At 55.7% G+C, this 22,999-nt stretch carries 18 protein-coding genes and 1 pseudogene; 7 read left to right on the top strand and 12 right to left on the bottom strand.

Annotation, left to right across the window (positions count from 1 at the left end; genetic code table 11):
- Positions 1-2: 2 nt before the first annotated feature.
- Positions 3-458, bottom strand: a complete 456-nt coding sequence (locus BLU11_RS07085; protein WP_090272689.1) for a type II secretion system protein — start codon at positions 456-458, stop codon at positions 3-5.
- Complete coding sequence (locus tag BLU11_RS07080; RefSeq protein ID WP_090272688.1) at positions 455-2,878, bottom strand: secretin N-terminal domain-containing protein; 2,424 nt, start codon at positions 2,876-2,878, stop codon at positions 455-457. Before BLU11_RS07080 ends, BLU11_RS07085 begins: the two co-directional genes overlap by 4 nt.
- A 203-nt stretch (positions 2,879-3,081) precedes the next feature.
- Here BLU11_RS07080 and BLU11_RS07075 point away from each other — a divergent pair, with 203 nt between their 5' ends.
- The 3 genes from BLU11_RS07075 to BLU11_RS07065 all read left to right on the top strand — a co-directional run bounded on the left by BLU11_RS07075 (position 3,082) and on the right by BLU11_RS07065 (position 13,481).
- The gene (locus BLU11_RS07075; protein ID WP_090272687.1) at positions 3,082-5,907 is read left to right on the top strand and encodes an FG-GAP-like repeat-containing protein; all 2,826 of its coding nucleotides are present in this window, start codon (positions 3,082-3,084) and stop codon (positions 5,905-5,907) included.
- A gap of 170 nt (positions 5,908-6,077) precedes the next feature.
- On the top strand, positions 6,078-8,912 hold the full coding sequence (locus BLU11_RS07070) for an FG-GAP-like repeat-containing protein (RefSeq protein ID WP_090272686.1): 2,835 nt from the start codon (positions 6,078-6,080) through the stop codon (positions 8,910-8,912).
- A gap of 75 nt (positions 8,913-8,987) precedes the next feature.
- The gene (locus BLU11_RS07065; protein ID WP_157718597.1) at positions 8,988-13,481 is read left to right on the top strand and encodes an RHS repeat-associated core domain-containing protein; all 4,494 of its coding nucleotides are present in this window, start codon (positions 8,988-8,990) and stop codon (positions 13,479-13,481) included.
- A 413-nt stretch (positions 13,482-13,894) separates the two neighbouring features.
- Here BLU11_RS07065 and BLU11_RS07055 read toward each other — a convergent pair whose 3' ends face one another.
- Positions 13,895-14,107, bottom strand: a complete 213-nt coding sequence (locus BLU11_RS07055; protein ID WP_090272683.1) for a hypothetical protein — start codon at positions 14,105-14,107, stop codon at positions 13,895-13,897.
- Positions 14,108-14,133: 26 nt separating this feature from the next.
- Here BLU11_RS07055 and BLU11_RS07050 point away from each other — a divergent pair, with 26 nt between their 5' ends.
- From BLU11_RS07050 to BLU11_RS07035, 4 genes are all read left to right on the top strand, one after another.
- Positions 14,134-14,349 carry an RHS domain-containing protein gene (locus BLU11_RS07050; RefSeq protein WP_090272682.1) on the top strand — a complete coding sequence of 72 codons (216 nt, stop codon included), beginning with the start codon at positions 14,134-14,136 and terminating at the stop codon, positions 14,347-14,349.
- 304 nt (positions 14,350-14,653) lie between these two features.
- Positions 14,654-14,971 carry a type II toxin-antitoxin system PrlF family antitoxin gene (locus tag BLU11_RS07045; RefSeq protein WP_090272681.1) on the top strand — a complete coding sequence of 106 codons (318 nt, stop codon included), beginning with the start codon at positions 14,654-14,656 and terminating at the stop codon, positions 14,969-14,971.
- Entirely contained in the window at positions 14,971-15,429 is a 459-nt protein-coding gene (locus tag BLU11_RS07040; RefSeq protein WP_090272680.1) for a type II toxin-antitoxin system YhaV family toxin, read from the top strand. The genes BLU11_RS07045 and BLU11_RS07040 overlap by 1 nt, the downstream gene beginning before the upstream one ends.
- A gap of 27 nt (positions 15,430-15,456) precedes the next feature.
- Positions 15,457-15,828 carry a DUF3742 family protein gene (locus BLU11_RS07035; RefSeq protein ID WP_090272679.1) on the top strand — a complete coding sequence of 124 codons (372 nt, stop codon included), beginning with the start codon at positions 15,457-15,459 and terminating at the stop codon, positions 15,826-15,828.
- 8 nt (positions 15,829-15,836) lie between these two features.
- On the opposite strand, the gene BLU11_RS07030 is transcribed toward BLU11_RS07035, so the two are convergent.
- From BLU11_RS07030 to BLU11_RS06990, 9 genes and pseudogenes are all read right to left on the bottom strand, one after another.
- On the bottom strand, positions 15,837-17,357 hold the full coding sequence (locus tag BLU11_RS07030) for a conjugal transfer protein TraG N-terminal domain-containing protein (RefSeq protein ID WP_090272678.1): 1,521 nt from the start codon (positions 17,355-17,357) through the stop codon (positions 15,837-15,839).
- Positions 17,358-17,370: 13 nt separating this feature from the next.
- Positions 17,371-17,715 carry a hypothetical protein gene (locus tag BLU11_RS07025; RefSeq protein ID WP_090272677.1) on the bottom strand — a complete coding sequence of 115 codons (345 nt, stop codon included), beginning with the start codon at positions 17,713-17,715 and terminating at the stop codon, positions 17,371-17,373.
- The gene (locus BLU11_RS07020; protein WP_197674262.1) at positions 17,712-19,103 is read right to left on the bottom strand and encodes an integrating conjugative element protein; all 1,392 of its coding nucleotides are present in this window, start codon (positions 19,101-19,103) and stop codon (positions 17,712-17,714) included. Before BLU11_RS07020 ends, BLU11_RS07025 begins: the two co-directional genes overlap by 4 nt.
- A 7-nt stretch (positions 19,104-19,110) precedes the next feature.
- Positions 19,111-20,061 (bottom strand): TIGR03756 family integrating conjugative element protein, encoded by a 951-nt coding sequence (locus tag BLU11_RS07015; RefSeq protein ID WP_090272676.1) that lies wholly within the window; start codon positions 20,059-20,061, stop codon positions 19,111-19,113.
- Positions 20,058-20,480, bottom strand: coding sequence for a TIGR03757 family integrating conjugative element protein (locus BLU11_RS07010; protein ID WP_090272675.1), 423 nt, complete (start codon positions 20,478-20,480; stop codon positions 20,058-20,060). Before BLU11_RS07010 ends, BLU11_RS07015 begins: the two co-directional genes overlap by 4 nt.
- Before the next feature lie 287 nt (positions 20,481-20,767).
- On the bottom strand, positions 20,768-21,340 hold the full coding sequence (locus BLU11_RS19805) for a disulfide bond formation protein B (protein ID WP_090272674.1): 573 nt from the start codon (positions 21,338-21,340) through the stop codon (positions 20,768-20,770).
- A 253-nt stretch (positions 21,341-21,593) separates the two neighbouring features.
- The gene (gene radC / locus BLU11_RS07000) at positions 21,594-22,091 is read right to left on the bottom strand and encodes a RadC family protein (protein ID WP_090272673.1); all 498 of its coding nucleotides are present in this window, start codon (positions 22,089-22,091) and stop codon (positions 21,594-21,596) included.
- A gap of 313 nt (positions 22,092-22,404) precedes the next feature.
- On the bottom strand, positions 22,405-22,677 hold the full coding sequence (locus BLU11_RS06995; protein ID WP_090272672.1) for a hypothetical protein: 273 nt from the start codon (positions 22,675-22,677) through the stop codon (positions 22,405-22,407).
- A gap of 2 nt (positions 22,678-22,679) precedes the next feature.
- Positions 22,680-22,975, bottom strand: a pseudogene (locus BLU11_RS06990) (TrbG/VirB9 family P-type conjugative transfer protein); the annotation flags it as partial.
- Positions 22,976-22,999 lie beyond the last annotated feature (24 nt).

The following is a 22,999-nucleotide window of genomic DNA, read 5'->3' as shown; positions in this document are numbered from 1 at the left end:
GGCTACCATTCCGAATAAGGCAGTCCATTGCTGCCAAGCTGGTCTGATGTGGACAGCACATCGAAAATATCCTGCCCCGACTGCGGGTTATCAGGCGGGCTTTGGAAGGCTCTGAATCGCCAGGTGTTGGATGCGCTGGTTGCTTCCCCCACATAAAAAGGGTCTGCTGGTATTGCCCGTAAGAACACCCTGCCTGAAAATCCATGGCGCTCCGTCAACTGTTCGAGACGGGCCGGATAACCCGACTCCGTATGCGACTCGAAAAGCCCCGACTGAGTAACCAGACGATACTCATCAAGCGCTTCCCGGATATCTTTCAAGGCCTGCTTCAATGCCGCTTCCTTCTGCCGCGTCATCGCAACCTCCGCGAGGGGGAAAAGTAGACCAGCCATTATTCCCAGTACACTGAGCACAATCATAAGCTCGATAAAACTGAATCCACCGTTCTGGTGCTTCATGGTGCCAGATCTTCCGCGTAAGCATCCTCCTCCAGCACCATGTCATCAATGGACGCAGGGAAGATTTGTAATGCATGTTGGGTCATGGCCGTGCCAATATCCTGACCTGGAGCAGCCTCGGCGGAGACAATCAACTGCGTATTGTGTTGCTGATTCGTATCGTGTGTTTGAAGGCTTATGGTTGCCAGTACATTGTTGGAGCTTTCGAGTCCGGACGGAAGCAGCGTGAAATCTATACGCCCCTCATGAGACTGGTAGGTCAGATCTTCCGCCGCGACCACAGGCGTAACGGATAGCAACTCCAACAGCGTTTCGTCGAACCCGAGACTAAACCGAGTGACGGTTTGATCATTGGCATCCATGGCCAGGATCACATTGAAAGGTTGACCACCATCGATAGCGCCAGGGCCCGCCAGACTGAGTACGGAGCTTGGGGATTCTGCCGCAGCCACCGGATCTGGGAGACTCAAAGCCGTTGGCTCTCCAGACTCAGCGGACTGCATTCTTTGCTCGGCAATAGCGGGAGAGCGATTGTCTTCTGCAATAGAGCTCTCTTTAACCGCGACCGTCTGTTCAGGCCTTTCCTGGTGAAAGCTGGCCTGCGAACCCAGGGCGGGCGGCGTAAGAGCTAAACGGTCTTTGGTGCCGGTATAAAAAGTGCTGGCATAGGCATCAGGAAGCAGAACGTTTCTGACTATCCGCGGCGTGATCAATAACACCAACTCCGACTTAACGTGTGATTTATTGTCATTGGTAAACAGACGCCCCAGACCGGGAATGGCTCCTAGCCCCGGTACCCGACTTTGGCTGTTTATTTCTTCGTTCTTGATCAGGCCAGCAAGAATCTGAGTCTCCCCATCACGCAACTGCAATGTGGTGTTGGCGGTGCGAGTACCTACCTGATAAGCCCGCAGACCTGAATCCCCAACGATTTCTCGAGCGATATTGCTAACCTCGAGCATGACCTTCATGGAGACCTCATTGCCGGGAAATATTTCTGGTTCAACTTCCAGCTTGATCCCCACATCAAGGTAGGTCACTGACTGTGACTCGAAACCCGATGTCTGATTCAGGGTTGATGTAATGACCGGTACCTTATCGCCGATCAGGATATCAGCCTGTTCCCGATTTTTTACCCGAATCTGCGGCTTCGCCAGGATGTTGCCGCTACCAATCGTATTGCGCAAATTGAAAACAGCCAAAGGATCTCCAACCCCCAAAGTGAACGAGTCGGAGTTGATATCGCCTAGCTCGCTCCAGCGCAGCACCCCGGGAGTGGTTGCCTGTCCTTCTACCGATACGGAAATGCTGCCCGGGTACTCGATACCCAGATTGGACATCACATCTGTAGATACTTCCAATATCTCTACGTCCAGCAACACCTCAGCGGGAGCAGTGTCGTGGAGCTCAATTAACCGCTCTGCAGCCTCAAGCACTTCAGGAGTATCCCGGATAACCAACGAGCGGGATATTTCATCTATATGCATATCTGCAGGCTGCAAAACACTTCTCAAGAGGTCAGCCAGCCGATCTGGGGCTGCATGCGAGGCGTAGAAAGTCCGTGTATAGAGGTCGGCATAACGGGCTTTCTTCTCCGAATTGGCTGGATAAATCAATAGAGTCTTAGCATTCAGAACCTTCTTCTCCAGCGCATACGTCTGGAAGATAAACTCCAACACATCTTCAATTCGCGCCTCGGTGACGAAGAGCGTCACAGGCGTGTCAGGCTCAACATCCTGATCCAGAATAAAGTTCAACCTGGCGCTTTGAGACAACAGCATCAATGCATCCTTCAGCCCGGTATCCCTGAGTTCCAGAGACACAAGCTGATTTAGCTCAGGGCTTTTGATCTCCGGCTGCAACTGTGCCATCTGGCTGTGCTCCCGCACTTGGCGGCGAATCGTTTGAGCGCGTTCATGGTTGGGGTTTTCTGAAAGAATCTGCCGTACATACTGGCCGGCGGCAGCTCTATCATCTTGCTCAAGCGCCGCCTCTGCCCGCAGCAACCACTGCTGCTGTCTCTGTGCTTGTTCAATACGTCTCAAACCATCAAGTGCACGACGGTTTTGGCTGTCGATCCCCAGGGCGCGCTGGTACAGCACACGAGCTTGATTTACCTGGCCATGGTTCAAGGTAGACTCGGCCTGGCTATTCAATGCCGCCAGACTGAGGTTGGTCGTCCTGATGAGCGCACCACGATAGATAAGGTTCTCGGGGTGCTGTTGGTATTGCTCGCGTAACGCTTGAACCGCCGCCTCGTAATCCCCTGCGGCTGCCAATTGCCCAGCACGGTCAATATCCTTGGGCGTACTACTACAAGCTGACAGGCAAGAAACAAGCAGAATCAGCACACCTGCACGAACGGGTCTTGATAGCTTGCCCTTCGCTCGCAACGCGAGCGAATATCGTCCTTGACTCATTGCTTGCTTCCGTATGAATTGATAGACCTATTGTATTGAGCCTACGAAGGATGGCAAGGAAGGAGTCAAAATTTCCCTTCCTTTCTAGCTTGTCTCTGTCCACTACAGAACTAAAAAATTATCCTTGCGTTTCAATTATTCCCATGCAGAATAACTGATACTTATTCTCATCTAAAAGCATTTTTAGTCAAGGAAGATTTGCAGTGAAAAAGTGGATAGCTTCTATTTTTATCGCCATCATCACACCCGCAGTAGGTTATGCCTCAGCCCCGCCCGGCGCCTCGCTGACCGGCGAGCTGTCTGTTACCCCCAATGGCGCTACCAGTTATCAATTACCGCTGCTGACGCCTCCGGGTACTCTCAAGCCTACCCTCTCCTTACAGTACTCCAGCCAGGCCGGCAACGGCCCGCTGGGCATGGGCTGGTCTCTGGGCGGACTGTCGCAACTGAGCCGCTGCCCTCGGGTCAAGACCATTGACGGAATCGATGACGGTGCCCTGCAGTTCAATGGTAATGACCGCCTGTGTTTAGACGGGCAACGTCTGATTCTGGTCGATGGCACCTACGGCGCTAATAATGCCGAGTACCGTACCCAAATCGACAGTGGCTTGAAAATCGTGGGCAAAGGCGCTTATGCCAGCACCAGTGCCTGGTTCGAGGTCAGAACCCAGGATGGTCAGGTCATGGAATACGGCAGCACGGCCAACAGCCGCCGAGCCATTACGCCAACGGGTAGCAGCACCGCTGTACCCACTGTGTGGGCCTTGAGCAAGGTCAGTGATCGTTTTACCAATTATTACACCGTCAGTTATCTGCTTGATTCCGGCATGCTGTATCCACAGACCATCAGTTATGCCGGCAATACCAACGCAGGCACTACACCAGCCCGAACACTTACCTTGACCTGGGCAGCGGCCACCGAGCGTCCCGATCATTTGCCGGTCTATGTCGGCGGTGGTGTCAGCGCCACGATCAAGCGTCGCCTGTCCAGCATCTCCAACAACGCCAACCCGGCCCGCTATCGCCTCTACTACAGCACCTCCGACGCCCAGCTGTCCAACCTGACCAAGGTAGAGTACTGCCCGGACGGCTCGACGACCAACTGCCTGAAGGTGGAAAGTGAATACGGGTTGGCCAAGCACCCCACCACCGGCAAATACACCAGTGACCCGCAGACCATTCTGGCAGCCTTTGGCACCAACCAGGGTTGGGGAGACCAAGACAAGCACCCACGTGAACTAGCCGACGTAAATGGTGATGGTCGTCTGGACATTGTGGGGTTTTTCAATGACGGGATCTATGTGGCCTTTGGCACGGCGTCAGGGTTCAGTGCACCGGTCAAGAAACTGAGCTATTTCGGTAGTTCCAGTGTTGGGGGTGGTTGGGCGAGTGACAGTACTAGCCCCCGAATGGTGGCGGATATTAATGGCGATGGGCTGGCAGATATCGTCGGTTTTGCCTCTACTGGGGTGTATGTCGCCTTGTCCACCGGCAACGGTTTTGCCCCACAGACCCTGTGGCTGAGCGGTTATGGCACCAATGCCGGCTGGGCCAATCAGAACACCCATCCACGCATGCTCGCCGATGTGGATGGTGATGGGCTACTGGATATGGTGGGCTTTGCCAATGCCTCGGTGGCCGTGGCATTGAACAAGCGCACCAGCTTTCAACCATCGCCTGCCTACTCGAATATTACCAGCACATTTACGCGCAACTCCGGGTGGACGGAGAACAACAAATATCCTCGCATGATGGCCGATATGAATGGGGATGGGCGCGACGATATCGTGGGGTTTGGGAATGAAGGGGTGATGGTGGCGTTAGCCAGTACAACTGGATTTTTACAGCCGGCAAGATGGCTTAATGGCTTTCAGCCGCGTTCCTTTCAGGAGCTAGATGATTTTTACACCACTCCGGATTCTTCTCCCATTAAAAAACTTTTTGATGTAGAAGATTGGGGTTATCAATCTTCAAACCCAAGGTACCTTTATGACCTTAATAAAGACGGCCTACCCGACATACTTGGACTCAAGTATGGAATATATCGTCATACTACAGAAATTAGACTTGGCGGCGGCGGACCGGTGCTCAGGCACCACTTCGATAAGGTCTGGGAGGAACCCGGAGTCCATGTTTCTATCAACTTCGGCCATGCACTCTCAAGCCCTGAGATCATAGCACCAAGGGGGGAAGAAATCTTTTACACAACCAGCCCTGATTTGACAAGTAAAAAAATAAAATCGCTAGTTTCCAGTTACTCACTGTCCGATACAAGTCAAGATAACCAACCAGATATAATAACGTACAAAGGTCCCTGCACCCTCTTTCGCCCTGTGCTCAACGGCCCTTCAGGCATTGAACTAGGTGATGAACAATGCCTGGTCAATGGCTTCACTCAAGAGAACGGCAACTGGACCGACAAGGACGAACGCATCATCGCAGACATCGATGGCGATGGTGCGGTCGATGTACTGGGTTTCAGCCCCGCCGGCGTAGTGGTCAGCTATGGCCAAGCCAAAACCCCCAACCAGATCGTCGCTTTCAAGGATGATCTGAGCGAATCCCAGATCACCTACTCGACCCTGATTGATAACGAGGTCTACACCAAGGGCACTGGATCAGTCTTCCCGGTAGCTGAAGTGCAGATCCCCATGGCTGTGGTCAAGTCGGTGGCGAGTCTCGATGGGCTTGGTGGAACCAGCAAGATCCACTACCGCTATGGTGACCTGCGTTCGCATTTCGATCATGGTTCGCTCGGCTTTCGCTGGCTGGAAACCTTGGATCAGAGCAGCGGTGCGCTGAGCCACAGCGAACTCCTGCAGACCTACCCGCTGACCGGCAGTCTGTTTCGTACCCAGAGTCAACACTGCAGCAACCGGGTACATATTCCCTGGAGTGGCTGTCAGACGCTCGGCCAGGAAGTGAGCGACTGGTCAGTTGCCGAGACCGGCGCTACGCCTGACCGAAAGGTTTATAGGCCCCAGATTATAAAGACCACCGAACATACATGGGACCCTGAGAGCTCTTGAGCTGCATAGCGGGACCGAGTCCCAGTTGTCTCAACGACAAGGCTGAGCATAGTTGACATGCAATATAATGAGAGGAAGTTCACACACTTTTACGTACAGTTTGTATTTTATTGTTTTTTATTTTTTTCAGTCTACTATTGCCTTATCTTTGCTATTTACAGGGACGTAACATGAGCCAGGAAAAAGCCATATCGATCGGGAAAGTGTGTCTATATACCTTTCTGAGCTTCAGCATTCCAGCCTTGGCCTCAGCCCCACCCGGCGCCTCGCTGACCGGTGAGCTCTCTGTGACCGCCAGTGGTGCAGCCAGTTATCAACTACCATTGTTGACGCCTCCTGGCAGTATCAAGCCCTCGCTAGCGTTGCAATATTCCAGTCAGGCGGGCAACGGTCCCATGGGTATGGGCTGGTCCTTAGGCGGCTTATCGCAACTGAGTCGCTGCCCTCGGGTCAAGACCATTGACGGAATCGATGACGGTGTCCTGCAGTTCAATGGCAATGACCGCCTGTGTTTAGACGGGCAACGGCTGATTCTGGTCAATGGCACCTACGGCGCTAATAATGCCGAGTACCGTACCCAAATCGATAGCGGTCTGAAGATTGTCGGTAAAGGGGCCTTCTCCACTACCACTGCCTGGTTCGAGGTCAGAACCCAGGATGGCCAGGTCATGGAGTATGGCTATACAGCTAACAGCCGCCGCGCTATTACTCCGGCCGGCACCAGTACCGCGGTCCCCACCGTGTGGGCCTTGAGCAAGGTCAGTGATCGTTTTACCAATTATTACACCGTCAGTTATCTGCTTGATTCCGGCATGCTGTATCCACAGACCATCAGTTATGCCGGTAATACCAACGCAGGCACTACACCAGCACGCACACTTACTCTGACCTGGGCAGCGGCCACCGAGCGTCCCGATCATTTGCCGGTCTATGTCGGCGGCGGCGTCAGTGCCACAATCAAGCGCCGCCTGTCCGGCATCACCAATAACGCCAACCCGGCCCGCTATCAGTTACACTACAGCACCTCAGACGCCCAGCTGTCCAACCTGACCAAGGTGGAGTACTGCCCGGATGGCTCGACCATCAATTGCTTGAAAGTTGAGAGTGAATACGGGCAGGCCAAACATCCTGTCAGCGGCAAGCGCACCAGTGATCCCCAGACAATCCTGGCTGCCTTTGGCGCCAATCAAGGATGGGGAACTCAAGATGTGCATCCGCGAGAACTGGCCGACGTAAACGGTGATGGACGTCTGGATATAGTCGGGTTCTTCAATGACGGGGTCTATGTGGCCTTTGGCACAGCGTCAGGGTTCAGTGCGCCGGCTAAGAAACTGAGCTATTTCGGTAGTGCAGCTGCAGGCGGCAGGTGGGCCAGCGACAGTACCAGCCCGCGCATGGTCGTGGACATCAATGGCGATGGGTTGGCAGATATTGTCGGGTTTGCCTCTACCGGTATTTATGTCGCCTTGTCCACCGGCAATGGTTTTGCTCCTCAAACCCTATGGCTCAGCGGCTATGGTACCAATGCCGGCTGGGCTAACCAGAACACCCACCCACGGATGCTGGCCGATGTGGATGGTGATGGGTTACTGGATATGGTGGGCTTTGCCAATGCCTCGGTGGCCGTAGCTCTGAATACCCGTACCAGCTTCCAAGCGTCCCCAGCCTACTCGAACATCACCAGCACCTTTACTCGTAACTCTGGGTGGACGGAGAACAACAAATATCCTCGCATGATGGCTGATATGAATGGGGATGGGCGGGATGATATTGTGGGGTTTGGGAAAGATGGGGTTGCGGTGGCGTTATCATCTACCTCTGGATTTATAATTCCAGAATTATGGATTGATGACTATTATCCTACCAATACAACGCATACTCAAGATATTGAACTCCAGCCGGGTAACGGCTTCCCCTTGCCTTTCACTGTGACAACAAGCCGCTGGGCTACTCAAAGCATTCACCCACGCTTTCTGAATGATTTTGACGGAGATGGTTTGCCTGATATCGTCGGTATTAGCCATCGCGTTAGGAGAGCCAATGATAACTGGGCCATAGGCATCCCGATGGAGTCTCTAGGAAGATCCCCGGATATCTATTTTTCAAAAAACACCGGCCGCAATTTTAAACCCCCTCATCAGGTAAAATTTGGAGTTGATGACTCATTTACACATCGTGGTAATGATCCGATCCTTCTTGATGTGCGTGCGGAGCGTCTGGCAGCGAATTATAGCCTGGCCAATGTCAATCTGGACGGACGTGGCGACCTCATCATTTATGACGGAGCCTGTACTAAATTTCGTCCCTCCCTTGGTACTTCATTAGGTGCCGAGGAGTGTCTAGCTAACGGCTTCACCAAAGAAAATGGCAACTGGACCGATAAGGACGAACGGATCATAACCGACCGTGGTAACGGTACGGTGGACTTACTAGGCTTCAGCCCTGAAGGCATTGTTATAAGCCAGGGCCAAGCCGAGAACGTTAATCGGATTCTGGCTTTCGAGGATGATTTAGGCAGCACTGAGATTAAATACACCACATTGGCAAACTCCTCCTATACCAAAGGATACGGCTCAGCTTATCCTATTGTAGACTTACAAGTACCTTTAAGCATTGTCCAATTTATACGCGCTCCTGATGGTATCGGTGATCTAGAATCGACTAAATATTCTTATGGTGAATACCGCATCCATGCCGACCACGGTTCACTCGGTTTTAAATGGACGAAATCATATCGCTCTAAATCAATAAATCCAAATATTACGGAGCTTCACGAGTATATGCATTACACGGAATACCGCCAAGACTTTCCGTTAACTGGAAGTATATACAAGACGCAATCACAGCGTTGCATAAATGTAATGTATGTTTATACCCCATGCTATGTAATATCCCAAGAAGTGAGCGACTGGTCAGTCACCGAAACCGGCACCACAGCCGATCGCAAGGTCTACCGACCGCACATAACCAAGACCACCGAACATACCTGGGAACCTGCTCTGTAGGCAGGGCCCCGAACGGATACAACTTAAACAATTTACAACAGCTTATAACAACACGACGAACGAAGGATGGGCACCATGACAGGGATGATAGGTCGCGCGGTACTGGTTGCATTGTCGCTGGGCTGGTTCTTGCCTGCCCAGGCTGCCTGGATCGAGGTCAATACCGCCACCGCGCACCAGACCAAAACCCTGGAGACCACCTACGATGCCTATGGCAATGCCACCCGGGTACTGATCACCCAGCAGGCACGCCGCGCCGACGGGGTGGTCGAGAGCATGACCACGCTCAACCAGAACACCTACTACGCGCCGGATCTGGTGCGCTGGCGAACCAACCAGCTCGATACCGCCACCATCACTCACACCCAGGGCAGCTCCACCCTCACCAAGGTGTCCAAGACGGTGTACGACAGCAACACCGGGGCGGTGGCCCAGGAAATCAGCGAACCCAACAAGCCGGACTTCAAGGTGGTGACCCGCTATGTGCGCGACGCCTGGGGTAACGTCACCCTGACCGGGGTGCGGGCGGATTACAGCACCACCCCCGCCAAACGGGTTGCCGAAGTCATCTCCACCACCACCTATGACAGTACCCTGCGGTTGTTCCCGGTCACCCAGACCAACGCCCTGGGCCACACCCTGACACGCAACTATGACCTGAACACCGGCAACCTGCTCAGCGAGACCGGTCCCAATGGCCTGACCAGTTACAACCAGTACGACATCTTCGGCCGGGTCGTGGCCAGCATGACCGCCGATGGTACCAAGACCCTGACCACCTATGCCCACTGTGCCGGGGACAGCAACTGCCCGACTCATGCCCGTTTCTCGGTCAAGACCCAGGTGGTCAAGGACCCCAACACCGCCCTGCCCCCGGGCGGCGCCCCGGATCTGGCCGGCACGCCGATCACCCCGGAAAGTTATACCTACTTCGACAGCCTGCGCCGTGAGCTGTACAGCCGCACCCAGTCGCTCGATGGCCGCTGGGTCATCAGCGGGCGCAAGGAGTTCAATAGCCAGGGCGAAGTCACCCGCAGCGCCGAGCCCTATTTCCAGGGGGCCACGGATATCAAGTGGACCACCTATACCTACGATCTGCTCGGGCGGACCACTCAGATCCGCACCCCCAACAACAAGGTCTCCAGCATCGCCTATGGCGGGTTGCGCACCACCTACACCAATGAACTCAATCAGAAACGCACCGAGGATGTCGGTCTGCAGGGTCAGCCTGTACAGGTGGTCGATGCGGTCGGCACTGCCGAGGCCGCCACCAACCTGTATGAATATGATGCGCTCGGGCGCCTGCTCAAGGTGACCGACGCCAATGGCAAGCTGCGTCAATACACTTACGACCTGGCCGGCAACAAGCTCACCGACCAGGACCCCAACCAGGGTACCTGGAGTTATCAGTACAACAGCATCGGCCAATTGATCAGCCAGACCGACGCCAAAGGCCAGACCACCCAGATCAGCTATGACGTGCTGGGCCGGATGGTCCAGCGGCAGGCGCCGGACTTCAACAGTCAGTGGGTATATGACACCGCCACCAAGGGCATCGGCAAGCTGGCCCAGGTCACGGCCAGCAACGGCTATACCCGTTCCCATGCCTATGACACCCTGGGCCGCCCGATCCAGACCACCACCCGCGTCGACAGCCAGGACTACACCCTGAGCACCAGCTATGACAGCCTCGGTCGTGTCCAGTCTCTGACCTACCCCACCGGCATCAGCTACCACAATGTCTACAGCAGCCGCGGCTTCCTGACCAAGGTGCAGAACGCCGATGGCCAGCGGGTCTACTGGCAGATCAGCGACACCGCCACCACCACCGCCGATGCCCATGGTCGGCTGCTCAGAACCACCCTCGGCAACGGCGTGCAGACCCTGCGCAGCTACGATCCGCTCACCGGACAACTCACCAGCCTGGCCGCCGGGACCAACAGCGCGCGCAACAACGTACAGAATGACAGCTACCTGCACGACGCTCTGGGCAACCTGCTCAGCCGCAGCGAACACCGCAGCAACCTGACCGAAACCTTCCAGTACGATGCGCATAACCGTCTGACCAGCGCCACCGTGGTCGGCCAGACAGCCCGCACCGTCCAATACGACAAGGTCGGCAACATCACCTACAAGAGCGATATCGGTTACTACCGCTATCACAGCAACCGCCCACAGGCCGTGGCGGAGGTGTGCCGCAACAGCTCCATGGCCACCGGTAGCTGCACCCAGAGCTATGCCACCTACGCCTATGATGCCAACGGCAACGTCAGCACCGGTGGCGGCCGCACCTTCACCTGGACGGCCTTCAACAAACCGCTGAGCACCAGCCGCAGCAGCACCGGCAAAACCGAGAGCTTCGCCTACGATGCGGACTATCAGCGCATCAAGCACGTCCACACCGATGGCGCCACTACCCTCTACATCAACCCGCGGCTGGACTCGGGCGCCCACTTCGAGATCAAGCGCAACGGCGCTGTCACCGAGTACACCCATCATGTGTATGCCAACGGCGAAGCCGTCGCCGCGCTGGTCACGCTGAACACCGGGGCAGCCGTTAACAAGCTCAACCAGAGTTTTGCGGCCAACACCACCGGACTGGTCCTGCCAACCGCCAGCGCCGACCCCGCCGGGGCCGTCAAATACGATGCGGCGGGCCAACGGCTGACCCTGCACACGCTGCAGACAGCCGAAGGGACGACAGCCAAATCGCCCCTCGTACGCAGCAGCACCTACTACGCTGCCAGCGAGGGCGTGAAACTCAGCGTCGATGTCAGCCTGGCCAGCAGCAGTGGAACCGGCCGGGTGATCTCCCTTGGCCTGAACAATGCCGGCAGCACTGCGGCCGCCCAGACCGGCGCCCGCGATCTACGGGCCTATATCTCTGGCAACAAGCTCTACGCCCGGGTGACCAGCAAAAACCCCAACGGCGGTACCGCCAGTACCCTCAATCACCTCCTGGGTGAGGTGACCAATACCCACTACACCCTGGAAATCGAAGCCCACGAAAGCGGCAGCAGCCTGTACTTCTATCCGAAGGGCGGCCAGCGCAATGCCGGCTATCAATACAGCACGCATCTCCCTCAACTCGGCCAGCTGCGCTTCGTTGCCTATGGCCGCAGCGGCCCGGCCAACAGCGATAGCCTGACCTACCTGGACAACCTGCGCATCGATGAAGGCGGTGTCAGCATCAGCGCCGCCCATCCGCAGGAACGCTATCTGCATACCGACCATCTGGGCTCGATCGTGGCGGTTACCGACAACCAGGGCCGGATCCTGGAGCGCTCCTCCTATGACGCCTGGGGCAAACGGCGCAACCTGGATGGCAGCGACGACCAGGCATTCGATACCCAGGGCCTGGGTATCCTGCCGAGCCTCAGCACTCATCACGGCTTTACCGGGCATGAAATGCTCGATGACATGACCCTGGTGCACATGAACGGCCGGCTCTACGATCCGATCATTGCCCGCTTCATCAGCGCTGACCCGCATATCGATGGCCTGTACAGCACCCAAGGGCTGAACAGCTACAGCTACGTGCACAACAACCCGCTCAGTGCTACTGATCCCAGTGGATACTTCCTGAAGAAGATCTTCAAAGGAATCAAGAAAGCGCTGAGTGGGTTGAACAGTATCAGGAAAAGTGTTCAGAATGCGTTGAATAGACCCTTCTACAAGGTCATCCGAGCGCTGGGGCCGGTAGCACAGCCGCTGGTGGCTGTTGGGTCAATTATTGCCTGTCAAGGAATGGCCCCCCAATGCTATGCTGCAGTGATGGGTGCCGGTAGCTTTGCCGTTGCTCATGCCAACGGGGCAAGTACCAGCCAGGCGTTAAGGATAGGGGCGATCTCTGGGGCAACCGCCTATGCTGGAGCACATGTTGCTGACTGGATAGGTAGCTACACCGCCGACTTGCAGTTTGCTCCCAAACTAACCAACGTATCGCTCCATGGCCTCAGAGGAGGCGTCACCTCGGTAGTATCGGGTGGTGACTTCCGCTCCGGCTTCCTGGCGGGTAGTTTTGGGGCATTCGGGGATGTCAATGGCCTGACCAGGAGTCAGTATGGTGCTGCTATTGTTGGAGGCATCGGAGCCAAGCTTGGGGGTGGAAGCTTTGCGGAAGGGGCTATCATTGCCATTATTGGGCGCAGGTTTAATCATGAATCTCATGAAGAGCGTTTGGAAAGAATTAGAAAGTTCCGGGAGGAGACACGGGGATCCCTGAACCCATTTAAAATTATACGAGATGAAGTTCCGAAGTGGTGGCGAAGCGATGAGACCTCTGATCTTCGTTATGGAATAAGGCTAACAATAGATGCAGCAGCTATTCCTGCGAAACCCTTTAGAATTGCATCGGACTCCCTTAGTTTTATTGATGTGGGAAATAATTTATTGTCAGGAAATTATTCGGGCGCAGCAATAGGGGTTACATCAATATTTGCTGGCAACGGAGCAAGTCATTTTATGAAGAATTTCTACACAAATGACGCTGCCTTAAGGGCAACCAGCACGGGGATCCAATACTCCACGTCTACTTCCTTAAGCAAGGATTGTTACACATGCAAATAAACAGCCAGGTAAGGAAAAAATTGTTTCTTACCATTTTTCTTTTATGTATTATTTTAATTTCAAGACTTTTAACCAGGGAGTTTGATTCGGTAGAGCTAGTGATTTTCACGCTAGCTCCCGCACCCATTCTATACTGGCTGGTAGCTCCTTATATATATGGATTTAAAATGGAAATGCCCTCCTGGGGGTTTGCCTTAGAGAAGAATAAGAACCCAATTTCTAGATTTTTACTTTTCTCTCTTGGCACCATATTATATTTCATTTTTTTGTTATCTTAATTGGTTTTTTTGGGTTTACAGTCCACTCATCTCCATGGCTACAGATGGGCTCTGAAGTACGTCTCATCGGCGCTTTTGGAGATGTGACGGGTTGGTCAGGAGATCACTTCGGCGCAGCGTTCCGGCAATCGTGACCTACGAGCCTATATCTCTGGCAACAAACTCTACGCCCGGGTCACCAGCAAAAACCCCAACGGCGGTGCCGCCAGTACCCTCAATCACCTGCTGGGTGAGGTGGCCGACAACACCCACTACACCCTGGAAATCGAAGCCCACGAAAGCGGCAGCAGCCTGTATTTCTACCCGAGGGGCGGCCAGCGCAGTGCCGGCTACCAATACAGCACGCATCTTCTCAGCTCGGCCAACTGCGCTTCGTGGCCTACGGCCGCAGTGGCCCGGCCAACAGCGATAGCCTGACCTACCTGGACAACCTGCGCATCGATGAAGGCGGTGTCAGCATCACCGCCGCCCAGCCCCAGGAACGCTATCTGCATACCGACCATCTGGGCTCGATCGTGGCGGTTACCGACAACCACGGGCGGATCCTCGAGCGCTCCTCCTATGATGCCTGGGGCAAGCGAAGGCAGTGATGACTAGATGTTCGATTCTAGGGCCTGAGGCAATCTTTTGGCCTTTTCGGATAGAGCCTTTCCCCTTGCCCCCATTCCCTTCCCTTTCTGCCCTTAGCCCTTTGCAGCCTTTGGATATAGGACGATAGGCATCAGATAGTCCACCTCCAATACGGTTGGAGTGCGGTCGGATTGATGTGAGAAGGCTGGTTGCTCCTGCCCTAAGATGGGTCCTTTATCAGATTCAGAGGCCGTAATGGAACCCCATATTGACAACGTAAGGAAAACTCCTTACCTTGGCAGCATCGCTACCAGGGGAATTACCATGCTTGCCGTTCATGAAGTCGCCACGCTGACCTCCAAAGGCCAGATCACGTTGCCCAAGTCCATCCGGCAGGCGCTGGGGGTGGATACCGGCGGCAAGGTTGCGTTTGATCTGCGTGACGGGGAAGTTGTCGTTACGCGTGCTGATGCCGAGCATGAAGACCCCGCCATTGCCGCGTTCCTGGCCCTGCTGGCTCGCGATATTGAGACTGGCCGGAACATTCGCGGTCTGCCAGAGGATCTGGCTCGCACGATGCTGGAACTTAGTGGGCACAAGGTCGACCTGAGCGATGACTTCGATGAGGACGTGGAAATCTGATGCAACAGCATGGCTGGACGCTGCTGTTCCACGACAACCTGATCGAGCAGTTGATGAAACTGCGCACGGCCATGCTACGTGCTCAAGAGAGAGATCCGGAGGGCTTCGGGTCCAACACCAACGTCAAGTTCTTCGGGGCCTTGGCCCAATTGATGCTTGACGTGGTGCCGGGCGATCCGGCCCGGGACGAATATCGTCAGGGAAACACCATGGGGTCGGCTTATCGCCACTGGCGGCGGGCTAAGCTCGGAAGACGATACCGGTTGTTTTTCCGGTACGACTCGAAGGCGAAAGTCATCGTATATGCTTGGGTCAACGACGAGCAGACCCTGCGGTCATCTGGCAACAAGTCAGACCCGTATGCAGTATTCGAGAAGATGCTCGGGCGCGGAAACCCACCGGACGACTGGAACGCATTGGTCCTGGCAAGTAAGCAGGATTGGAGCAAACTGGAGTAGCTATCTCATATGTAGCAGGTGACGAACATGAACACGACATCTCGCATCAAAGCACAACGCTTCGGCCATTGGCTTGGTCGCAGATGGCGTGGCTATTTGTGTGGTGATCGGCGAGTGTCGGGCTGGCTGACCTCCAAGGGACTACCGGAGACAGCTGCCTCCGCCTTGCTATGGACGGTCAAAGTGATCGTCTTATTGGTATTATTTTACACTGCATTCTGGCTCACTTTGATAATGGTATTTACTATAACTGCAGCATGGCTATCAGATAGCCATGCCAAGGAAGAACATGCTGACTTTCTCGGTAGTGAAGCCGAAGAGATAGATCATCGTGAAAGCTTGTTCTACGACCCCATTAACTATAATGATGATCCAGATCCGCGCTTCGAGGATCACTGAGCCGCTGATTATTTCTTAGCTGCGCCCATCAAAAAACTAGAACCTTTGCCTCCAGCTTGGCCTGCGTCGCGCGTGCCGTTGGCCAATCCTTGAACCACGTTCCCCACTCGGATGCCGGTCCACGCCAAAGCGGTGATCCAGAACGCCGGCAACACCAAAAACATCGTCGCCATCACAAAATTCAGCAACATATCGCCAAACGTATTGTTCAACCCCATCAGCGGATCAAAATTGGTGACGGGCCGATTCCATCCCCACCCTACTCCGTACAGCGCATCCAGAATGGTGCTGTCGATCCAGCGGGCAAGCTGAAACCAGAACTCCACGAAGAACAGTGAAAACTGCACCACGCTGACCGTGACCACGGTCTTGAGTTCGTAGGTACTGATGACGAGTACCAGCGGAATGCAGATCACTAACGCCATTTTGAGAAACGCCAACACCATCGGTAGCGCCTGGCGCACCACATCCATTGCCGGGAAAAAACCCAGTGAACCAATGGTGAGGCCAAGGTCGCTGGCTGCGCGTGTCACGACATTAGGCAGCGTCTTGTCGATCTGTCCGCCGTAGTCGGTGTAGACAGCCCCTTGATTCAGCTTTTGCTGGCGGGGAGCCGCGATCGCCCGAATCACAGAGTCATCCACCTCACTGCGACTCAGAAAGCCCGCCCACCCCGCCAACCGGTTAAGCAGGCTGGGGTCAACCTCGGACAGCAATCGACCTCGCAGGCCATTACTGCCGTCGCTCCACCACTGCTGGCAAGTTGGATAGCCGCCCCCGCTGGGTACCTGTGCCAGCCCCGCATCGCGGCTGCTGTCATACGGCCAGGCATCGCGTGGAGTGCGGGAGCGATAGTTGTCGTAGTAGCCCGCCGAGTCCATAAAATACCGTGAACCGATCCAGGTGACGTCGTGCATCTGCGCCTCATCCAGCTCCGGGCGGCTCATGAACAGTTTGGCGCGGGCCGGGCCGTAGCAGTCGTGAGAGAAGTCTGATATTTCCTGTGCCAGCACTGGGTCATCTATGCGCGTGGCATCAAGCTCCATGCGCATCTGACGCAGCTCGGTGCCACAGGGGATCGCAGCCACCGAGGCACTGGTAATACCGCGCGATAGCGCGTGCATAAAGGCCCACCATACGGGCACCTTGGCACTCTGGTCGTTGAGAGTAGTGAAGGATTGGCTCCAGCCCGTATCGGACGGTTGCGGTACGTTCACACCGCATTGCAAGGAGCGCGCATCGTCATACTGCATGCGGTTGAGATCCACATCGATAAACGGGATGCCCGCAAATATCACCACAACAACCGCGACCCACACGCGGGTTTCAATACGCGCAGCCGATAGCAGACCCTTGTTACCCTCGTCCGCCCCTTCACCCCGGACCTTGAGCCATTCCTGCAAGATGATAGCAATGAACGGGATGGTAAACACACCGCTGGCCACCAACACCGACCAGATCCCGTTATGCACGATCCAGCCGACCAGCGTCAGGTAATATTCCAGGTAATCGGTTGTGAACAGCGTCATGGTTCAGCCCCCGCTACGTGTTCTGCATCAGCAGACTGCCTTCCAGCGTGACCAGAGCCAGTACGGCTGCAATCTCCGTGCGCAGCAATCGCCGCCGAGTTGCGGAGCTATTCTCCCTGGCAAGTACCCGACGGCGCATCCACCGCCAACCGTAGGCAGTTGCAGCGTAGAGGCCCAGCCGCCATAACAGAAAAAAGCCAGATACCTCATCCAACCACCGCTCCCAGCCAGAAATGCTGCCCATGAAATAGATACCCGCCACATTGGCCGCTACGGCAGCGGCCAGCAGCAGCACCGTCCACACCAGCGCCCTGGCGGCGCGCCGGTTGCACAACCAACGTAGCCAGGCGGCATTCATGGTGTATTGCCAGGCGCTGGCCGCTGTAACTGCTGCAGACGGTCCGGCACAGGGTCGCCCTGGTAGATGCCGCGTGATCCCGCCGCGCGTGTGCCGTGCCGCTGGATGATCGCCATGGGCGAGTTATTCGCCAGTTCCCGGCGCAGCTCCATTTCGGTCATGAGATTCTGAATCTCCCGGTCGAGCGTGTCGCTCTCGCGGTTCACGGCTTCAATGGCGAGCTCATTAGCAGCGACATTGGGCTCCTTCTTGCCAGTCAGCAGCGTGCGCTGCAGCAACAACGCTTTCTCCAGTACAGAAGACAGCGCAACCTCAGAGGCAAGCCGGCTTGCCAGGATATCCTGATCGGGCTCATCGCGAAGCGCTTCTATCACGCCACGCGTGATCGGCAGCGATGCACTGCCGGCTTCGTGCAAATTCTCGAAAGTAGTATTGCGAGCCCCCGAGACCAGCTCCTGCAGAACCTGCAGTCTGGTGTCGTACTCTTCCTGGATCAGGGGCGTTAATCCTACTCCAGGCACGGTCTGGGTCTTGATGCAGGACTCGCAGGTACGCTGCTCCTGCTCACCCAGCACACGGGTTGCCCACTGGACTGCCGCATCAGGCGACGACCAGGTCTGGCAGGCAAGACTGGCGCAACCCGCCGGATTGACGGGTGAGTTGTCGGCGACCCCGCGCCCATTGACCAGGTTATAGCCGGCCCGCGTAACGTCACCCACCACCTTGATCGGGGCTTGACTCGTACCGCCAGCGTTGCTGCCTCCAACCCATGGAACTCCATCATTGCCGCGGCGGGTTTCGGCCTGTTCGATCGCTGAGACCGCATCGCTGCTTGCCACTGCCTCGCGCAGCGCCATGCCTTCAGCGAGTTGGTTCCAGCCCATCTGCCCCCCTACCATGTCCGCCATTTTTTCGGCCATGGCGCGACATTGAAGTTTGGATCGATCAAAATCCAGCCGCGCCTGCAACACGCCGTTGACCAGAATGTTATACAGCCCTGGATCAGCACGTTGAATGATCAGCCCTCGCAGCGACGCAACCGCGCTCGTCGCGTTCTGGATAACATCGCCCATGATGTGCTGAAATCCATTGGTAACCCCGTTGAGCTGATTCTGGATCGTCGTACTGATGCTCATGTCGCCGCAGATTAGGTTGCTGTTCCAACCGACACCCACACCAATCGAGCGCATACCCGCCGCACCACTCATTGAAACGGCATTACCACCACCGATCGAATACATGACCTCATCACCGATCACACTGCCGCTATACTGGAAGCCACCGCTTTGTGCCAGAACCAGACTGCTGGCCATAGCCAACGAGACCGCCAACACAGCGGGACGCCAACAGCGGAGTGAAACAAGGTTGTCAGGACGATGATTCATCATGGCGACCTCAGTTGAAATCCACGCTGCCAAGGAAGGTCTGGCCCCGGCGCTGGCAGCAGCTATACGGTCGCCACAATGCCCATGCATAGTCGCCCCGGCGGGCCTGGGTGAGCGTTTCGTCATGGGGGAACACCATGCAAGAGGAAGACGCACGCGGCGTCAGCTCCTGCCACTTGCCCGTTGAAGGGTCGGTTTCCATCAAGGCACCCGCCGGCCAGTAACCGTCCCGTGCGCTGGCCAGCACGGGCTGATAGACATGCGGCTGACCACGGCGGGTTACGATGTCACCAGCACGCTGCGCCACCACCGCCCCGGCCTTGTAGTCATCGCTCTGGTGAAGGAAACCGCCCCGTGGGTAAACGCTTCCCCACAGGCTCATGCCACTGCGCGAGCCCACTTCGCGCTGACCAGGAATTAGCGCCTCGGGATATACCGCTTCGGGCATGTTGTAGCGCCAGGCAGGGGTATCCAGCGTGCTCAGCAAATAGGGCATGAATGCCGTGCCAACTCCCTGGCAGCTGTAACCGAACGACGAAGAGAATTGATTGAACAGCTCGCCGCCCGGATGGCCGATCACGTCCGCATTCTTGAACTTGGCGAGATTGTTCTCGTGATCAAGGTTCGATGTGCCATCTCCCCCCGCCTGGGCGGTAGGGTTCGGCAGGCTCATCGTGCGAATTTCGCCCCAGGGGTTTTCGCCAGTGTTCGAGTAGCTCGACACCACAGCGTCCGGTACATAATGGCGAACCTTGACGGACGTCCGAACGCTGCACCCTGACAAGGAGCAGCGGAGCCAGTAACAGATCCCCACGACCCTGTATTCGAGACAATCAGGTGACAGGGCGGATGACACAATAGTGCCGGTGTTAAGGGCCATGCTCGGTGCAGTCGAACACAGCAGTGCAACAGCAACCCCCAGGCGCAAGCGTAGAGGCGTCTTGATCTGTCGACCACTCATTGTGTCAGCCCCTGTCTATGGGCTTCAATCCGTGCAATGGCTTGGGTTACATTAGCCTCGCCGTAGATCACATAGCGTTGGTCAACGACGACAGCCGGAATAGCGGTAATGCCCAGGCTCCAGGCGTCCACTACATCCTGATATGCCTTGGCGATACGGTATTGGAGCGCCTCACCTCCCTCCCCCAAGCGTCGCCGCACGATAGCCGCGCTGCGTGAAGCACCACCCGAAAGGCCGACATCCAGCTCAGCTTCGATCCGTGCAGGCGCATCCAGCATGATGACCCGCGCACCGGCGGGAGCCTGTATCGGATGCAAGCTATCAGTCACCACGATCAAACCCGTTGCATGGGCATGTGAGGTGGAGAGCACTGCAAACAGGCTGACAACGATCAGGGGTAAAACAGAGAAGATGGCCATGTTGAAACACCGTGGAGTTACTTATGGCGCTATTCGGCACCAGAACAACTCGTCGGGCGATAAACAATACGGCATCCGTGCAACCGCTTTGATCACACAACCGAAGAAGAAAGTAGACACGTTAGCGCTCGCGGTGGCCGCGACAGATAAGCAGTTCAAAACGCGGTGCAGTATGACTTGGCGCAGAGCGCATCCTTGCTCAGATCACCTGCATGGCTCCTTGCACCGGCGGTCAGAAGACCAGGCCGGGAGCTTGTGGGCAATCATTGATGTGCTTTCCAGTGATTTCAAACTCGACGGGCAGACCATTGGCATTCACCGTAAACCACGGCCACCGACGGAGCGGTACAGCGCCACGACCATCGCCCCAAGCACGCCTGCAATGATGCAGAACAGCGCCAGGCTCCAGACTCATAAGCAACACCCATCAGCTCGACTGCGCCATCGGCACAGCCTGCTCGTGGGGCGAGCACTGCGGGCATGAGTTGATCCAAAGCCAGGTCGGAGATGATCCGGTCAGCCAAGCTGAGACTGCATGAAAATGCATTGTTCGCTACAAAGTGCTGCCACAGCGCTGTCGCCATTCCCGCTAACGAGAGCAGCAAGGCCAGGCTGCAGAACAGCAAGCGCGGTACTACGCGCTGTGTCATGAGCGCCACCCCGCAGACCAGAGCAATGGCCAGGAACTGCGCTCTTTGCAGAACACACCAAGGGCACGGTTGCATGTCGAAGGCATACTGCGATACCAATGCCACCCCAATAGCACCAAGGCAGCACGCCGCGATCACAAGCAGCCCCAATCGACCCCGTACTGTCGGCCGCTCTGAATACCAAGTAATAGGCTGCTCCTTACCCCTCATGTCACGATTCCCCTTACAGGTAACGAAGTTGCATGATCCAAATCAAGGCCATTGCCAGACGGCAGCGAAACCAGGGAGTTCATGAGTATCCTTTTGGGAGGGATGATGCGTCGTGCTCGATACTTGTCTCACACCAATACTCAATAGACGTTTGGGAGAGGCTAAGACCGAACCTTTGCAACCAAAAATTCATATTGCCACCGAAAAATCAGGCCTTCACATTATGATGTGCAGGCCTGATAAAAACGGCTGATCAGAGCAACCCTTGTTCTGCAAACGAGTAAGGATCGCCCTTGCCTACGATGAAATGATCGAGAACGCGGACATCAACCAGTTCCAAGGCTGCTTTCAATCTGGTTGTTAAATGCCTGTCAGCATGACTTGGATCGCTTTCCCCCGAAGGGTGGTTGTGAACCAATATGACAGCGGCGGCATTGTGCTTCAGTGTCTCGCTGACGACTACCCTGGGGTATACCACTGCTGCATCGATGGTTCCCCTGAACAGCTCTTCGAACGCGAGAACCCGATGCTGGTTATCCAGGAACAAAACTGCAAAAACCTCATTCGGCTTATCAGCTAATTTTGCACGTAAAAAGTTTTTGACAGCGCACGCACTCAGTAAAGGCGTACCGTCACAAAAGACCCGATTCTCCAGGATTTCCATGGCACGGGCGATGATCCAATCGTCATGCTGTGCCTCCAGCATAGTGAATTGATTGGCACTGTCTTGAACTGCAACGAGTGTCGACATAATGAGTCCCCTTATATTGACGGAGACGCTGACCCCGGAGGATAGGCTCTCCGAGGTTGTTGAAAAATGGTGCATCCACCATCCGATCAATACCAGATGGTCATCCGCGCATGGAATGCGGTGCGGACGAGGTATGCAATCAACGTGGCACAAACCACGCCGTAGCCCCAACGATTGCAGGCTACCTGGGCATGTTGCCGTCAAGGACGGCTAACAAACAAAGTCAATTGAACACGGTTGTCAGCGAATTGAAGCCAACTATGCGCCAACCAGCATCCCATGTTCTGGGACATTTTCCATATTACGGCCATGTTTATCCTTTATAAGCAAAGCACAGTGGGAATATGGTTTTTGACAAGCTGCGATATTGCGTGACATCCGTGCGTTCCTGAGCGAACAGTACGGCACCAATGTATTCCACGACTAACCGCGGTGACCAGCGACCGCCAAATCGCCAAAAAGCGCGGTGAGCATGCGCCGTCAGGCGCGTGACCGAACGTGGTTGAGCGCGTAGCGTCACGGTGTCCGGGGCCGCCTTGGGAGGTACGTCTGGCACCGGAGCATCAGCGGAATTATCCTGGCTCATGGTCAGTTCCTCCGCGCCACCTCATCGGTGCGCTCGATGCGCACTACGTCACTCTTGTCGCCCCAGGCGCAGCTCAGCCGCGCCGAATAGCCGATCCACTGTAGTACGGTGAGCGGAAGCGAATACTCTCCAGCGACAGCTCTGTATCGACCGGCGCGGTTGTCTGCGCGGCCTACGCTTGGCGTTGCAAGGCCAACATGCGGTCCTTGGGGTAATCCCAAGACACCGATGCCATCCACCCCTTTTCGGTCGAGGTCAGCGCGATCAAGTAGGTCCTGCGGCTGGTGGTAATGACTAAATAATTATGACCTTCTGAAACACC

It is taken from the genome of Halopseudomonas litoralis (genome assembly GCF_900105005.1).
In the GTDB taxonomy this organism is placed as follows: domain Bacteria; phylum Pseudomonadota; class Gammaproteobacteria; order Pseudomonadales; family Pseudomonadaceae; genus Halopseudomonas; species Halopseudomonas litoralis.
This window is presented reverse-complemented; position numbering and strand designations above follow the sequence as displayed.

What these genes read in the sequence shown, in the direction of transcription:
- BLU11_RS07010 (WP_090272675.1), bottom strand. Translation starts at nt 20,480, where the DNA reads ATGGCCATCTTCTCTGTTTTACCCCTGATCGTTGTCAGCCTGTTTGCA.
- BLU11_RS07040 (WP_090272680.1), top strand. Translation starts at nt 14,971, where the DNA reads ATGCAACAGCATGGCTGGACGCTGCTGTTCCACGACAACCTGATCGAG.
- BLU11_RS07070 (WP_090272686.1), top strand. Translation starts at nt 6,078, where the DNA reads ATGAGCCAGGAAAAAGCCATATCGATCGGGAAAGTGTGTCTATATACC.
- BLU11_RS07030 (WP_090272678.1), bottom strand. Translation starts at nt 17,357, where the DNA reads ATGACGCTGTTCACAACCGATTACCTGGAATATTACCTGACGCTGGTC.
- BLU11_RS07015 (WP_090272676.1), bottom strand. Translation starts at nt 20,061, where the DNA reads ATGAGTGGTCGACAGATCAAGACGCCTCTACGCTTGCGCCTGGGGGTT.
- BLU11_RS07065 (WP_157718597.1), top strand. Translation starts at nt 8,988, where the DNA reads ATGACAGGGATGATAGGTCGCGCGGTACTGGTTGCATTGTCGCTGGGC.
- BLU11_RS07085 (WP_090272689.1), bottom strand. Translation starts at nt 458, where the DNA reads ATGAAGCACCAGAACGGTGGATTCAGTTTTATCGAGCTTATGATTGTG.
- BLU11_RS06995 (WP_090272672.1), bottom strand. Translation starts at nt 22,677, where the DNA reads ATGAGCCAGGATAATTCCGCTGATGCTCCGGTGCCAGACGTACCTCCC.
- BLU11_RS07055 (WP_090272683.1), bottom strand. Translation starts at nt 14,107, where the DNA reads ATGCGTGCTGTATTGGTAGCCGGCACTGCGCTGGCCGCCCCTCGGGTA.
- BLU11_RS07035 (WP_090272679.1), top strand. Translation starts at nt 15,457, where the DNA reads ATGAACACGACATCTCGCATCAAAGCACAACGCTTCGGCCATTGGCTT.
- BLU11_RS07045 (WP_090272681.1), top strand. Translation starts at nt 14,654, where the DNA reads ATGCTTGCCGTTCATGAAGTCGCCACGCTGACCTCCAAAGGCCAGATC.
- BLU11_RS07020 (WP_197674262.1), bottom strand. Translation starts at nt 19,103, where the DNA reads ATGATGAATCATCGTCCTGACAACCTTGTTTCACTCCGCTGTTGGCGT.
- BLU11_RS07080 (WP_090272688.1), bottom strand. Translation starts at nt 2,878, where the DNA reads ATGAGTCAAGGACGATATTCGCTCGCGTTGCGAGCGAAGGGCAAGCTA.
- BLU11_RS19805 (WP_090272674.1), bottom strand. Translation starts at nt 21,340, where the DNA reads ATGAGGGGTAAGGAGCAGCCTATTACTTGGTATTCAGAGCGGCCGACA.
- radC (WP_090272673.1), bottom strand. Translation starts at nt 22,091, where the DNA reads ATGTCGACACTCGTTGCAGTTCAAGACAGTGCCAATCAATTCACTATG.
- BLU11_RS07025 (WP_090272677.1), bottom strand. Translation starts at nt 17,715, where the DNA reads ATGAATGCCGCCTGGCTACGTTGGTTGTGCAACCGGCGCGCCGCCAGG.